At 72.0% G+C, this 13214-nt stretch carries 13 protein-coding genes; 12 read left to right on the top strand and 1 reads right to left on the bottom strand.

Annotated elements, in window-relative coordinates; genetic code table 11:
• Window positions 1–38: 38 nt before the first annotated feature.
• From ID554_RS30315 to ID554_RS30290, 6 genes are all read left to right on the top strand, one after another.
• Window positions 39–1280 carry a M20 metallopeptidase family protein gene (locus ID554_RS30315; protein ID WP_158573680.1) on the top strand — a complete coding sequence of 414 codons (1242 nt, stop codon included), beginning with the start codon at window positions 39–41 and terminating at the stop codon, window positions 1278–1280.
• Window positions 1281–1347: 67 nt separating this feature from the next.
• Window positions 1348–2352 carry a Gfo/Idh/MocA family protein gene (locus tag ID554_RS30310; RefSeq protein ID WP_117226887.1) on the top strand — a complete coding sequence of 335 codons (1005 nt, stop codon included), beginning with the start codon at window positions 1348–1350 and terminating at the stop codon, window positions 2350–2352.
• Between the two features lie 15 nt (window positions 2353–2367).
• Complete coding sequence (locus tag ID554_RS30305; RefSeq protein ID WP_223884347.1) at window positions 2368–3660, top strand: ABC transporter substrate-binding protein; 1293 nt, start codon at window positions 2368–2370, stop codon at window positions 3658–3660.
• Between the two features lie 61 nt (window positions 3661–3721).
• The gene (locus ID554_RS30300) at window positions 3722–4681 is read left to right on the top strand and encodes a carbohydrate ABC transporter permease (RefSeq protein ID WP_117226888.1); all 960 of its coding nucleotides are present in this window, start codon (window positions 3722–3724) and stop codon (window positions 4679–4681) included.
• A complete protein-coding gene (locus ID554_RS30295; RefSeq protein WP_117226889.1) occupies window positions 4678–5511 on the top strand; it encodes a carbohydrate ABC transporter permease in 834 nt (277 codons plus the stop codon). The genes ID554_RS30300 and ID554_RS30295 overlap by 4 nt, the downstream gene beginning before the upstream one ends.
• Before the next feature lie 122 nt (window positions 5512–5633).
• Window positions 5634–5951: an L-rhamnose mutarotase gene (locus ID554_RS30290; protein WP_158573681.1), complete on the top strand. Its 318-nt coding sequence runs from the start codon at window positions 5634–5636 to the stop codon at window positions 5949–5951.
• Between the two features lie 62 nt (window positions 5952–6013).
• Here the strand turns inward: ID554_RS30290 and ID554_RS30285 are convergent, their stop codons facing one another.
• Window positions 6014–7144, bottom strand: a complete 1131-nt coding sequence (locus ID554_RS30285) for a mandelate racemase/muconate lactonizing enzyme family protein (protein WP_117226891.1) — start codon at window positions 7142–7144, stop codon at window positions 6014–6016.
• A 130-nt stretch (window positions 7145–7274) separates the two neighbouring features.
• Between ID554_RS30285 and ID554_RS30280 the strand changes: the two genes are divergently transcribed.
• The 6 genes from ID554_RS30280 to ID554_RS30255 are packed head-to-tail and all read left to right on the top strand — an operon-like array spanning window position 7275 to window position 13168.
• Window positions 7275–8210 carry a thiamine pyrophosphate-dependent dehydrogenase E1 component subunit alpha gene (locus ID554_RS30280; protein ID WP_117226892.1) on the top strand — a complete coding sequence of 312 codons (936 nt, stop codon included), beginning with the start codon at window positions 7275–7277 and terminating at the stop codon, window positions 8208–8210.
• Window positions 8203–9183, top strand: coding sequence for an alpha-ketoacid dehydrogenase subunit beta (locus ID554_RS30275; protein ID WP_117226893.1), 981 nt, complete (start codon window positions 8203–8205; stop codon window positions 9181–9183). The genes ID554_RS30280 and ID554_RS30275 overlap by 8 nt, the downstream gene beginning before the upstream one ends.
• Window positions 9180–9941: an SDR family NAD(P)-dependent oxidoreductase gene (locus ID554_RS30270; protein WP_117226894.1), complete on the top strand. Its 762-nt coding sequence runs from the start codon at window positions 9180–9182 to the stop codon at window positions 9939–9941. The genes ID554_RS30275 and ID554_RS30270 overlap by 4 nt, the downstream gene beginning before the upstream one ends.
• A gap of 43 nt (window positions 9942–9984) precedes the next feature.
• Window positions 9985–11304, top strand: coding sequence for a hypothetical protein (locus ID554_RS30265; protein ID WP_158573682.1), 1320 nt, complete (start codon window positions 9985–9987; stop codon window positions 11302–11304).
• Window positions 11301–11600 carry a YciI family protein gene (locus ID554_RS30260; protein ID WP_158573683.1) on the top strand — a complete coding sequence of 100 codons (300 nt, stop codon included), beginning with the start codon at window positions 11301–11303 and terminating at the stop codon, window positions 11598–11600. The genes ID554_RS30265 and ID554_RS30260 overlap by 4 nt, the downstream gene beginning before the upstream one ends.
• Complete coding sequence (locus tag ID554_RS30255) at window positions 11600–13168, top strand: FliH/SctL family protein (RefSeq protein ID WP_117226896.1); 1569 nt, start codon at window positions 11600–11602, stop codon at window positions 13166–13168. Before ID554_RS30260 ends, ID554_RS30255 begins: the two co-directional genes overlap by 1 nt.
• Window positions 13169–13214: the final 46 nt, after the last annotated feature.

Genomic DNA, 13214 nt, shown 5'->3' with positions numbered 1-13214 from the left:
AGGTCCGGATTGCAGGTCGCGAGCGAGGGGTGGACCGAGTGGCGCGGGGACACGACGGGGTTGATGAGCTGGTACGGCTGAGGCGTCAGCTCCATCGCCACCCCGAGCTGCGGTTTACTGAACACCGCACGGCCGGGACGTTGGCCGAGAAGCTTCAGCCGTTCGGGCGGTTGCGGACCGGAATCGCCGGTACCGGGCTGCTCCTCGAACTCGAAGGACCTCTGCCGGGGCCGTCGGTACTCCTTCGGGCCGATATGGATGCCTATCCAGTGCAGGACGCCAAGACCGAGCCGTACGCGTCGGCCGACGCCGGGGTCTGCCACGCCTGCGGACACGACGTGCACATGACCGTCGCCTACGGCGCCGCCGCGCGGCTCGCCGCCGAACCGCCGGCCCGGGGTTCTGTGGCCGTGCTGTTCCAACCCGCCGAGGAGATCCCGTTCGGCGAGGACTCCGGCGCCGCCGCCGTCCTCGCCGACGAGGCACTGCGCGGCCGGCGCTTCGACGCCGTACTCGGGCTGCACTGCTGGCCGGATCTGCCGGTCGGCACGCTCGGCGTGGACCGCAGCACCGCCATGGCGGCCAAGGACGCGTTCCGCATCGAGGTCCTCGGCCGGGCCGCGCACGCCGCCACCCCGGCCCTGGGCCGCGACGCCATCCTCGGCCTCAGCGGCATGGTGAACCTGCTGCACGCCGCGGTGGCCCGGTCGCGCAACGCCGACGAACTGGTCGCCTTCAACATCGGCACCATCTCCGGCGGCGCCAGCCAGAGCCAGGTCGCCGCGTACGCGGAGGCCACCGGCACCCTGCGCACCCACGACGGGAGCACCCGCGAACGGCTCAAGACGGTCATCGAGCGGGTCGCCCGCCAGCAGGCCGCCGCACTCGACCTCGGGGTCCGCTTCACCTGGGCCAACGAGATGCCGGCGGTCCGCAACGCGGCCGAACTCGTCGCGCTCGCCCACGCCGAACTGTCCGGCCTGATGCAGGTGGTCGACCTCGCGGTGCCGCCGCTGACCACCGACGACTTCGCGCTGCTCGGCGCGCTCGGCCCCAGCCTGTACGTCAAGCTCGGCGTCACCGGCGAGCGCGGCGGTGCGCCACTGCACTCCGGATCGTTCGACGTCGACGAGCGGTGCCTCGACGTCGGCGTGACCGCCTTCGAACGGCTCACCCGGGCCGTGCTGGACGGTCGACTCACCGCCGCTCCGACCTCCAGCGCGGCGACCGTACCGGTGCCCGCCGGGCCGGACGCGAACGTTGCGGCGGTGTCGGCATGAACCGCGTCGTCATCCGTGGCGGCCTCCCGGTGTCGGCCCCGGGCACCCGGCTCGGCGGAGGCGCGGCATGAGCGTCGCGCTGGAGGTCGCCGTCGTCGGCGCGGGCGCGTTCGGGCTGCGGCACGTCGCCGCGTACCGGTCGCTCGGCGTGCCGGTGACCGCGCTGGTCGACCCGGACCCCGCCGTGCGGGACCGGGCCGCCGCCGCGCACGGCGTCGCCCGTACCTTCGGCACCGTCGAGGATCTGCTCGCCGCCGGTGCTCCGCAGGCGGCCTCGGTCTGCGTGCCCGGACCCGCCCACCGGGCGGTCGCGGTCACGCTGCTCGCCGCCGGGGTGCCGGTCCTGGTCGAGAAGCCGCTCGCGGCCACGGTCGCCGACGCCGCCGCGATCGTCGCGGCGGCCCGCACCCACCAGGTCCTCTGCCAACCCGGACACATTCTGCGCCACAGCGCCCCGCACCGGGCGCTGTACGATGCGGTCCGCGCCGGCCGGCTCGGCCAGGTGCTGGCCGTCTCCTCCCGCCGGGACCGGCCGCGCGCGCTCAGCCGGCTGTTCCCCGACGAGCACCCGGCGCTGCTCACCGCCGTGCACGACGTCGACCTGGCCATCTGGTACGCCCAGTCGCCCGTGGTCGAGGTCCGCGCGACCACCCGGACCCGACCGGGACCGGCCTCGCCGGTCCTGGTGTGGGCGGAGCTTCGGCACGCCAACGACGTCGTGTCGTCGATCCGCAACAGCTACCTCCTGCCTGACACCACGCCCAACCACACCTCGGACCTGGTCGAGGTGTACGGCACCGACGGGGTCGCCCACGTCGACCTCGGCCACCCCACGCTGCTCGTCCAGGCCGGGCAGACCGAGGCGCCGGACTGGCTGCTCTCGCCGGCCGACGGCGGCGGCGCGCTCGCCGCCGAGCTGCGCCACTTCGTCGGTCAGGTGACCGGCGCCGAGACGTCGGCGGTCGTCCCGCTCGCCGACGGACTGCACGTGGTGCAGGTCGCCACGGCCATGGCCGACAGCGCCGCCGCCGGTGGCGAACCCCGTCGGATCTCCCTCGAACCCCTCTCCTGACAGGAGCTTGCGCCGATGTTTCGACGTAGATTGACCGGCGTCCTCGCCGCCGGTGTGGCCACCGCCGCGATGCTGGCCGGATGCGGTGGCGACGCCGCCGACGGCCCGGTGACCCTGAAGGTGCTCACCTGGGAGCCGGGCGGCTCCGAGTACTGGCAGCAGGTGAAGACCTCCTTCGAGGCCAGCCACCAGAACATCAAGCTGGACCTGCAGTCGGTCCCGTTCGACAAGTACCCGGAGGTGCAGGGGCCGTACATCACCTCGCAGTCCGGGCCCGACGTGATGGCCAACAACGCCGGGCTGGAGCTGTTCGACCGGCGGGGCGCGTACGTGCCGCTGGGCGATCGGGCCGCCGAGATCAACAAGGACCTGGTCACCTACAGCGGCGCCTGCGAGGGCTTCGACACCAGCAAGGACTGCTTCGGTGTGCCCTTCTCGTACCAGGGCAACGTGATGTACTTCAACAAGGACGTGCTGCGCGGCGCCGGGCTGGATCCGGAGAACCCGCCGGTCACCTGGGACGAGTTCGGCGCGGCCTGCGAGGCGATCAAGAACTCCGGCAAGACCTGCCTGGCGCTGGGGCTGTCCGGCACGTTCCCGGCGTACTGGGACTTCCCGGAGATCGCCCGCAACTACCTGACCGAGGACGACATTCGCGGCCTGCTCGCCGGCACGCTGTCCTGGAAGGACCCGAAGCTGGTCCAGGTCCTGGAGAAGCTCGCCGAGATCACCACCAAGGGCTGGACGAACAAGAACGCCCCGTCGATCACGATGCTGCCCGACGGCGCGGACATCTTCCAGCGCGGTGACGCCGGCTTCGCCGGCACCATCATCTCGGACGCGGTGAACTGGGAGGCGTTCGGCAAGGCCCTCGGCGACGACAAGCTCGGCGTCACCCGGTGGCCGGTGATCAACCAGTCCGCGCCGCTGGCCGGCAAGTTCTCCGGCATCGAGGGCGCCGTCTACGGCGTGACCAAGTGGAGCGAGAAGAAGGAAGCCGGCCTGGAGTTCATCACCTGGCTGGCCGGCAAGGATAACGGCGAACTCTGGGTGAAGCACGCCAAGAGCCAGCCGCTGAACAAGAACGTCGACCCCGCGTTGCTGCCCTCGTCGCCGGCCTTCAAGAAGATCCAGGAGTTCGTGGCCGAGCCGACCCTGCACGCCGGTGTCATGCTCTCCGGCCCGGAGGCCGACGCGCTGGCCCGGGGCTGGCAGCAGATCACGCTCGGTCAGCTCACCGTCGACAAGTGGGCCGACCAGATGCAGCAGGCGCTGGAGCGCAGCCCGACGAAGAAGCAGGGCAACTAGTCGCACCGGGTGGGGTGGCCGGGCGCCACCCCACCCGCCAGCCTCCGGGGAGGACAGCCCGATGAGCATCTCCACCGCGTCGGCCGCCGATTCGGCCGTCGCGACGAACCCACCCCCGCCGGTACGCCGCAACCGGCGACCGCTGCACGCCCGGGAATGGTGGCTCGGCGCCCTGCTGGTGCTGCCGGGGATGGCCCTGGCGGTCACCTTCAAACTGGTGCCGCTGATCCGGGGCGTCATCACCAGCTTCGAGTCCTCCAGCGGGTTCGGCGACAGCTCGTTCGCCGGCTGGGACAACTTCACCCGGATGTTCGACGACCCGGTGGTGCTGGCCAGCTTCCGCAACGCCCTGCTGGTGGTGGCCACGCTGCCGGTCTGGATCGTGCTGCCGCTGGTGCTGTCGGTGCTGATCCACCAACGGGCACCGGGCTGGAAGTTCTTCCGGGCCGTCTACTTCGTCCCGTACACCATCGCGCCGATCGTGGTCGGCATCATGTTCCGGCAGATCCTCAGCCCGGACGGGCCGATCAACGCCCTGCTGCGCGCGGTCGGGTTGGAGCCGCTGGCCATCGAATGGCTCAACGGGCAGAACAGTGCCCTCTTCTCCCTCGTCGCGGTGGCGCTGTGGAGCTTCTTCGGCCTCGGCGTGATGACCTACCTGGCCGGGCTCGCCACCATCCCCGAGGAGGTGTTGGAGGCCGCGTACCTCGACGGGGCCGGCTTCTGGCGGCGACTCTTCTCCGTGGTGGTGCCGATGCTGCGTCCCACCGTGGCGTACTGGAGCGTGCTCTGCGCCTCCGGCGTGCTGATCTGGCTGTTCCCGCTGATCTACGCGTTGACCCAGGGTGGCCCCGGCAACGCCACCATGCTCCCCGAGTACCTGGTCTTCCTCACCACCTTCCAGTTCCTCGACCGGGGCTACGGCTCGGCCATCGGCATCGCCCTGTTCGTCTTCGTCGCCGTGTTGTCGATCTTCAGCGTGCGGCACATGTTCAAAGAGGGGACCCGGAAGCCGCGATGAACCGGCGACACTCCGCCCAGATCGGGCGCTACCTGTTGGTCTTTGCATTGGTGGTGGTCGCGGTGGCGGCGCTCTACCCGCTGCTTTTCACCGTGGTCAGCTCGCTCAAGACGCAGACCGGGTTCGCCCGCGACCCGCTCGGGCTGCCGGCCGGGATCACCTTCGAGAACTACGTCGAGGCGTTCAAGCGGATGAACATGCCCCGACTGCTGCTCAACTCCATCATCACCACGGTCGGTGGCCTGGTGCTGTCGGTGCTGGCCGCGATGCTGATCGCGTACACGGTGACCAAGCTGCGCTTCCGGGGCGGCAAGCTGGTCTTCCTGTTCATCATCATCACCCTGACCATCCCCAGCCAGGCGATCATCTATCCGCTCTACCAGACCGTGCTGGACCTGGGCATGTCCGGGGAGTACCAGGGGCTGATCCTGGCGTACGCGGCCTTCGGCCTGCCGCTGGGCACGTACCAGCTCGCCGGCTACTTCCAGCAGGTGCCCGACGAACTGATCGAGGCGGCCCGGGTCGACGGGGCCGGACACTTCACCATCCTGTTCCGGCTGCTCGCCCCGATCGCCACCCCGGCCCTGGCGGCGCTGGCCATCTTCAACTTCGTCTGGATGTGGAACGACCTGCTGCTGCCGCTGGTCATCATGGGCGGCTCGGACTCCAAGACGCTGATGGTCGGCGTCTCCCTGCTCAGCGGCCAGTACGACGTGTCGGTGCCGCTGGTCAGCGCCGGCCTGATCGTGGCCCTGCTCCCGGTGCTCATCATCTACCTGGTGTTCCAGCGCCAGCTCGTCTCCGGTGCGCTCGCCGGCTCCGGCAGGTGAGCACACCGACCGACCGGCCCGACCCGGATACTCCTCAATGTCCGAGCGCGGGTCACCGCGGTCCCGCCCCCGATCCCGGCACCGGATCGGGGACGGGACCGGCCCGCGGGCCGGGAGTGCAGGTGTGCCACCTGTACCGCCTGCGGCCTGGGGCGGCGGCCGAGTACGAGCGCCGGCACGCCGAGCTGTGGCCGGAGATGGCCGCCCTGCTCGACGAGGCGGGCGTGTACGACTACCACATCTACCGGCACGGTCTGTTGCTGATCTGTGTCCTGCGGACCCGGTGGGGATTCGAGCACGCCGGCCGGGTCACCGGCGCCTCCGAGGTGCAGGCGCGCTGGACGGCCTCGCTGGCGCACCTGTTCGCCGAGATCGCCGACGCCGACGGCGAGCCCCTGTGGGCGTACCCGGTCTTCCAGCACTCGGGCCGTCGGATGTAAGGAGGGGTCCCCTGCTAACGCCTCGTGCATAGCAGGGGACCCCTCCTTACATCCGTGCCGCTCTAGACGGCGTACGCGATGGAGCCGTCGGCGCGGTGGGGGATGTGGGTGAGGGGGCGGCCGGTCAGGTCCAGCGGGGTCTCGTCGGTGAGGTCGAGGGTGACGCCGAGACCGGGTTCCTCGGGGATCGGCAGGAAGCCGCCCTCGCGGCGGACGCAGGCCCGGGCCGGACCGTCGGCGAGAAGGTCGTCGAGCGGGGAGTACTCCTGAGTCACGAAGTTCGGGATCGCCGTGTCCAGGTGCACCGAGGCCATGGTGAGCAGCGGTCCGAGGCAGTTGTGGCTCACCACCGCCGCGTGGTACGACTCCGCCAACGCGGCGATCTTACGGGCGTGGCTGATGCCGCCGGCCAGGCCGAGGTCGGGCCGGACGTACTGGGCCCCGCCCTGCGCCAGCAGTTCCTTGAACTCCCAGATGGTGTGCAGCCGTTCGCCGTTGGCCATCGGCACTCCGAGCGCGCGGCGGGTGACCTCGGCCTGGCTGCTGACGCTGTCGATCTGGATCGCGTCCTCGACCATCAGCGGGTGCAGCCGGCCGACCGCCGGGATCATCGCCTCGGCCTGCAACGGGGTGAGCTTGCGGTGCAGCTCGATGATCAGGTCGACGTCGGGTCCGACCGCGTCCCGGACGGCGGCGGTGGTCGCCTCGGTCTCGGTGACCAGTCGGGCCAGCGACAGGTCACCGTAGTTCGCCGGCAGCGGGTCGAACTTCACTGCGGTGAACCCGTCGGCGACCGCCGCCGCGGCCTGTGCGGCGAGGTCCTGTGCGCCGCTGCCGGGCAGCAGCAGGTGCAGCCGGATCCGGTCTCGGACCCGACCGCCGAGCAACTGCCAGACCGGTACGCCGAGCCGCTTGCCGAGCAGGTCCCACAGCGCCAGGTCGATCGCGGAGACGGCGGCGGTGAGCACCGACCCTCGGAACGGTCCCATCCGGTACAGGTGGTGCCAGTGGTGCTCGATCCGGCTCGGGTCGGCGCCGAGCAGGTGCGGGCGGAACGCCTCCACGACCGCGTGGACGGCTCCCGGATACCCCCAGCAGGCGGACTGCCCGACGCCGACCAGCCCGGTCGAGGTGTGCACCGCGGCGAAGTGCGCGTCGCCCCGCACCACCGACTCGACGGCGGTGATCTCCATGCTGCCCCCAAATTAGAGCCCTATAACGGCCACAAACTTGCTCATGCACTCTTCCATAGCATGATGTCCCTGGTCTAGGCTCCAATCCGAACGAGCCGGAATAGGGCTCTTATTCATCTATGGGGGTGTGATGGGTCTGCCGGACGACTACCGGGCGATGGCCCGGATCCGCCGGTTCGAGGAGCGGCTGGCCGCCCTCAAGGACGACGGTGAGATCCCGGGCTCGATCCACCTGTGCAACGGTCAGGAGGCGATCCCGGTCGGTGCCGCCCGCGCGCTGCGCGACGGCGACCACGTGACCGCGACCTACCGTGGGCACGGCTGGGCGCTGACCCGAGGTGTGGACATGACCGGGCTGTTCGCCGAGATGATGGGTCGTGACTCGGCGGTCAACGGCGGCCGGGCCGCCTCGCCGTACCTGTCCGACCCCGGACGCTGGTTCATGGGGGAGAACTCCATCGTCGGCGCCGGCGTGCCGATCGCCACCGGCGCCGCGCTCACCGCGCAGCGCACCGGCAGCGGCGCCGTCTCGGTCGTCAGCATCGGTGACGGCGCGATGAACCAGGGCAACGTGCACGAGGCGATCAACCTCGCCGCCGTGCTCGACCTGCCGCTGGTCCTGGTGGTGGAGAACAACGTCTACTCGGAGATGTCCCGCATCGAGGACATGGTCCGCATCCGGCAACTCGCCGAGCGCGCCGCCGGGTACGGGATCCCCGGCCGGGTCGTCGACGGCAACGACCCGGACGCGGTCGCCCAGGCCGTCACCGAGGCGGTCACCCGCGCCCGGGAGGGCACCGGCCCGTCCATCGTGGAGGCCATGACCGAGCGGCTGGTCGGCCACTACAGCGGCGACGTGCAGCACTACCGGCCGGCCGGCGAGATCGCCGCCGCCCGCGAACGCGAGCCGCTGGTCCGCATCCGGGCCGCCGCCGACGCCGAGCTGACCGCCCGGCTCGACGCCATCGACGCGGAGGTGGCCGCCGAGGTGGAGGCCGCCGTCGCCGCCGCCCGCGAGGTGCCGTTCCCCGACCCGGCGACCGTCAAGGAGTACGTCTATGTCTGAGTCGCTGCGGTACATCCAGGCCGTCAACGCGGCGCTGGCCTGGGCGCTGGACAGCCGGTCCGACACCGTCTACTTCGGTGAGGACGTCGCGCTGCCCGGCGGCCCGTTCGGCGCCACCAAGGGACTGCACAAGCGGTTCGGCAGCGACCGGATCTTCGACACTCCGATCTCCGAGACCGGCTTCCTGGGCATGGCGCTCGGCGCGGCCATGACCGGCCTGCGGCCGATCGCCGAGATCATGTACGCCGACTTCTCCTTCGTGGCGATGGATCAGATCGTCAACCAGATCGCCACCATCCGCTACTCCAGCGCCGGCCGGTGGAAGGCCCCGCTGGTGATCCGGATGCAGCAGGGGTACTCACCGGGGGCGTGCGCCCAGCACTCGCACTCTGTGGAGGCGTACTTCGCGCACACCCCCGGCCTGCGGGTGGCGCTGCCGTCCACCCCGGACGACGCGTACCAGATGCTGCGGACTGCGGTGACCAGCGACGACCCGGTGGTGGTCGCGGAGGCCCGGATGCTCTACCCGACCCGGGGCCCGGTACGCGCCGACGCGCCGGTCGAGCCGATCGGCGGGGCCCGCGTGGTCCGCGACGGCCGGGACGCCACCGTGGTGGCCTGGTCCCGGATGGTCCCGGCGGCCCTGGCCGCCGCCGACCAGCTCGCTGCGGAGGGGTTCGAGACCGAGGTGATCGACCTGCGGTGGCTCAACCCGCTGGACTTCGACACCGTCGGCGCCTCGGTCTCGCGCACCGGCCGCCTGGTCGTCGCCCACGAGGCGAACCTGACCGGCGGATTCGGCGCGGAGATCGCCGCCCGGGCCACGTCCGAGTGCTTCGCCGACCTGAAGGCCCCGGTGGCCCGGGTGGCCGCCCCGGACGTGCCGATGCCGGCCGCACCGGCACTGCAGAAGGCCGTGGTGCCCGAGGCGGAGCACGTGGCCGAGGCGGTCCGCGCAACGGTCCGCCGGTGACCGGCGTCGCCCCGGCGGCCGGCCTGCTCACCGGACGCCGGGTGGTCGTCATCGGCGGTGCCTCCGGCATCGGGCTCGCCACGGTACGGGCCGCCGCTGCGGCCGGTGCGGCCGTCGCGGTGCTCGACGCCGACGCCGACGGCGCCGCCGGTGCCGCCGCGCAGGCCCGCGCCGCCGGGGCGAGCGCCTGCGCCCACGCCGTCGACGTGACCCGGGAGACGCAGGTCGCCGACGTGCTCGACGCGGTCGCCGCCGACCTCGGCGGCATCGACGCGGTGCTGCACGTCGCCGGTGTCATGTCCGGGCAGGGCACCGACGTCACCGACCTGCCGCTGGAACTGTGGCAGCGGGTGATCGAGGTCAACCTCACCGGACCGTTCCTGGTCGCCAAGCACGCCGTACGGCACCTGGCCGACGGCCACGGGGTACTCGTCCTGGTCGGTTCCAAGGCGGGCGTGTTGACCGGATCCGGCTCGGTACCCTACGGCGCGAGCAAGGGAGGACTGCACGGCCTGGCACTGACGCTGGCCCGGCAACTCGGCCCACGCGGGATCCGGGTGCACACCCTCTGTCCCGGCGACATCGACACCCCGCTGATGCGGCGGTCGCTGGACGAGGCACGGGCCAACGGCACCGACGGTGCCCAGGTCGCCCGGATCGAGGCGGCGCTGGGCCGTCCCGAGGACGTGGCGTCGGTGCTGACGCTGTTGGCGGCACCGGCCAGCGCCGGCATCGCCGGCACCGTCTACACCGGCTGAGCAGCCCGACCGACGGCGAGGGCGACGACGTGGAGGCGGCAGCGTGATCGGGATCATCGGCCCGGAGGACTCGATCCGGCTCGTACAGGAGGTGGCGGCCGGGGAGGGCCGCGCGGAGGAGGCGACCACCCGCGCGTACACTGACCCCGAGCAGGCCCCCGCCCTGGCCCGTGAGCTGGACGACCTGTGCCAGGTGCTGCTATTCAGCGGGCGCATCCCGTACGCCTTCGCCGCGGCGGCCGGTGGGCTGCGGGCCGAGATCGACTACATCCGGCACGCCGGGATCGACCTGTACCGCACCCTGTCCCGGATGTTGCTGGCCGGCGGTGGGCAACTGCCCCGGGTCAGTGTGGACACCATCGAGGCGGAGACCGTCCGGGAGACGTACCACGACATCGAACTGAGCCCGCCCACCGACATCCTGCCGATCGCCGACTCGTCCGGCCTGCTCTTCTCCGGTCTGGCCGAGATCACCGCCTACCACCGCGAGCGGTACGAGTCCGGCGCCGTCGAGGCGTGCCTGACCTGCCTCGGCGCGGTGCACCGGGAACTGCGTGAGCGCGGGGTGCCGGTCTGGCGTGTCGAGCACACCCGGGCCTCGGTCCGCGACGCGCTGCGCCGGGCCTGGCTCGCCGCCGAGGTACGCCAGTCCCGGGCCACCCAGATCGCGGTGATGATGATCGAGGTGGCCGAGTCGGCGAGCCGCCCGCAGGACCCCTACCAGGCGGAACGGCAGCGCCTGCGGCTGCGCGAAGCACTGCTGGAGCACGCCGAGCGGATGCGCGGACGACTCAACACCATCGACGACCGGACCCTGCTCATCACGACCACCCGGGGCACGGTGGAGAGCGCCATCGCACGGCACCGGGCCGGGCACGCCTCCCTGCTCAGCCTGCGCGGCGTCGACGGGGACCACAGCGTCGGCTTCGGCGCCGGCACCACCATCGCCGCCGCCGAGGCCAACGCCCGACAGGCTCTCGCCCTGGGCCGGGGCGGCGAGACGCACGTGGTCTTTCCGGACGGGGAGATCTACTCCACCCGGGAGGGCGCGGTCAAGCAGCGCCTGCGCGAGACCGCCCCCGGCGTGCTGCGGGTCTCCGAGCAACTGCGCCTCGGGCCGCTGTCCACCCGGCGGCTGCTGGAGGCGCTGCACCAGATGGACCCCCACCAGGTGACCGCGCGGGGTCTGGCCGACGCGTACGGGGTGGAGACCCGCTCGGCCCGCCGGCTGCTCAAGGCGCTGCGCGCGGCCGGGTTCGCCGAGGAGGTCGGCGTGCACGTCAGCACCGGTGCCGGCCGGCCGCAGAGTGTCTACCGGGTGGCCCTGCAACGCCTGGTCGGGGCGATCGGGGCAGACACGTGATCTTCGAACCGACCTGGCTGGTCACCGCCACCTTCGCCGCCGACGCGGTCCGTCGTCGCGAGCCGCACCGGGCGGCCCACCTGGCCCACGTACGCGGACTGCTCGCCGACGGCACCGCCCTGATCGCCGGGGCCCGCGCCGACCTGAGCGCCTCCGTCCTCGTGCTGCGGGCACCCGACGCGGCGGCGGCCCGCGCCCTCGTCGAACACGATCCGTACTGGAGACACCGGGTGTGGGCGGCTCTCGACATCGTCGACTACCTGGCCGCCACCCCGCAGTCCCTCGGGAGGTCATGATGTCGTACCGCCAGATTCCCGGCGTCCGGGTGCACGGGGCCGAGCACGCGCCGTTCGCGGCCACCCTGCTGGCCGAATCGCTGGGGGAGGGGCCGGAGCCGGTACGGTTCGTCCCCGACCCGACGCTGCCCGAGGGCGGCTTCCGGGTCGAGGCGCCGGCCACCGGGGAGATCCGCGTCGTCGGCGACCCGTTCGCTGGCCTGGTCTACGCCGTCCGGGACCTGCTGGCCCGGGCCACCCCGGCCGGGCTGCCCGTCGGGTCGCACCATAACGCCCCCGGACTGGCGCTGCGCACCCTGTGGACCTGGGACCACTCCACCAACTGGGACCTGCGCCAGCTCGGCCAGCAGGAGATTGGCGCACTGAACCCGTACGCCAAGGGGGCCGACGCCTTCGGGGCCGACTACCGGCGGCTGGTGGACTTCTGCAGCGCCGAACGCATCGGCGGGATCGTCGTGTACGGGCTGCTGCGCGACGCCCACGGCGGCGTCGAGGCGGCCCGCGACCTGTGCGAGTACGCCAACGCCCGGGGGGTGCGGATCATCGCCGGGGTGGGCATCAACGCCTACGGCGGCATCTACTTCGACGGCCGGCACCGGTACAACCTCGCGACCTGGCTGCGCCGACGCCCGGACCTGGCCGCCGAGCTGCCGAAGAAGGTCGGCTTCGACATCGACGAGTTCGGCGACCTGCACTTCCCGGCCAGCGAGTACATGATGGCCGCCTGCCCGTCGCAGCCGGAGAACCTGGCCTGGCACCGGGACGCCGTCGACTGGCTGCTGGACACCCTGCCGGTCGGCGGGATCAACTTCGAGACCGGCGACTACGGAAGCTGCGCCTGCGCGCGGTGCGCCGGCCGCACCGGTGGCGAGCGCACCTCCTGGTCGTACGAGGCGATGCGGTCGGTGTACCCGACCCTGCTGGACACCGCCCGGCGGCCCGGCCCGGCCGGGGTGCCGCTGCGTCACCTGGTCGAGGTGTACTGGGACAACATCTTCGACCTCGACGCGCAACGGCCGCTGGCCGACCTGCCCGACGACGTGGCGTACCAGTACTGCGTCAACCGGGGCTTCTGGTACGACAACCGGGACCGGCTGACCGCCGAGCACGTGGCGGCGCTGCCGCACCGCACCAACGTGCTGCGCACGCACGCGGGGTCGCAGTGGAACCGGCAGCGGCACTCGTGGGTGCCGGAGATGTACACCGACATGGCCACCCGGACCGCCGCCGCCGGCATGCGCGGGTTGACCATCTTCGCCGAGGCGTCCGCGTACCACCCGACCAACGAGATCAGCTACCTGGCGTACGCCCGGTTCTCCTGGAACCCCGAGTCGACCTGGGCCGAGTTCTGGCGTGACGAGGTCGCGCCCCGGTTCGGCGGGTCGGCCGAGGCGGAGGCGTTCCGCGATGGCGCGGCACTGCTGGACGACCCGGCGGCCGAGGCGGAGGCGTTGCGCAAGGTGGGCGGCGACGCCCTGTCGATGGTCGCCGCCACCAGCGGTGACGTGCAGCGCCGCTGGCTGTGGCTGGCCGAGCGGACCGCCCGGCACGCCCACTCGATCGGCTGAGCCCGACGGGGCGTGGCGGACTTGACAGGCAAGTCGCTGCTTGCCT

Source organism: Micromonospora craniellae (genome assembly GCF_014764405.1).
In the GTDB taxonomy this organism is placed as follows: domain Bacteria; phylum Actinomycetota; class Actinomycetes; order Mycobacteriales; family Micromonosporaceae; genus Micromonospora; species Micromonospora craniellae.
Note: the sequence above shows the minus strand (reverse complement) of the source record. Positions and strands in the feature narration are given on the sequence as shown.

Excerpts from the sequence above, each read along its gene's own strand:
- ID554_RS30310 (WP_117226887.1), top strand. The coding sequence starts at position 1,348 with ATGAGCGTCGCGCTGGAGGTCGCCGTCGTCGGCGCGGGCGCGTTCGGG.
- ID554_RS30305 (WP_223884347.1), top strand. The coding sequence starts at position 2,368 with ATGTTTCGACGTAGATTGACCGGCGTCCTCGCCGCCGGTGTGGCCACC.
- ID554_RS30300 (WP_117226888.1), top strand. The coding sequence starts at position 3,722 with ATGAGCATCTCCACCGCGTCGGCCGCCGATTCGGCCGTCGCGACGAAC.
- ID554_RS30295 (WP_117226889.1), top strand. The coding sequence starts at position 4,678 with ATGAACCGGCGACACTCCGCCCAGATCGGGCGCTACCTGTTGGTCTTT.
- ID554_RS30285 (WP_117226891.1), bottom strand. The coding sequence starts at position 7,144 with ATGGAGATCACCGCCGTCGAGTCGGTGGTGCGGGGCGACGCGCACTTC.
- ID554_RS30280 (WP_117226892.1), top strand. The coding sequence starts at position 7,275 with ATGGGTCTGCCGGACGACTACCGGGCGATGGCCCGGATCCGCCGGTTC.
- ID554_RS30275 (WP_117226893.1), top strand. The coding sequence starts at position 8,203 with ATGTCTGAGTCGCTGCGGTACATCCAGGCCGTCAACGCGGCGCTGGCC.
- ID554_RS30255 (WP_117226896.1), top strand. The coding sequence starts at position 11,600 with ATGTCGTACCGCCAGATTCCCGGCGTCCGGGTGCACGGGGCCGAGCAC.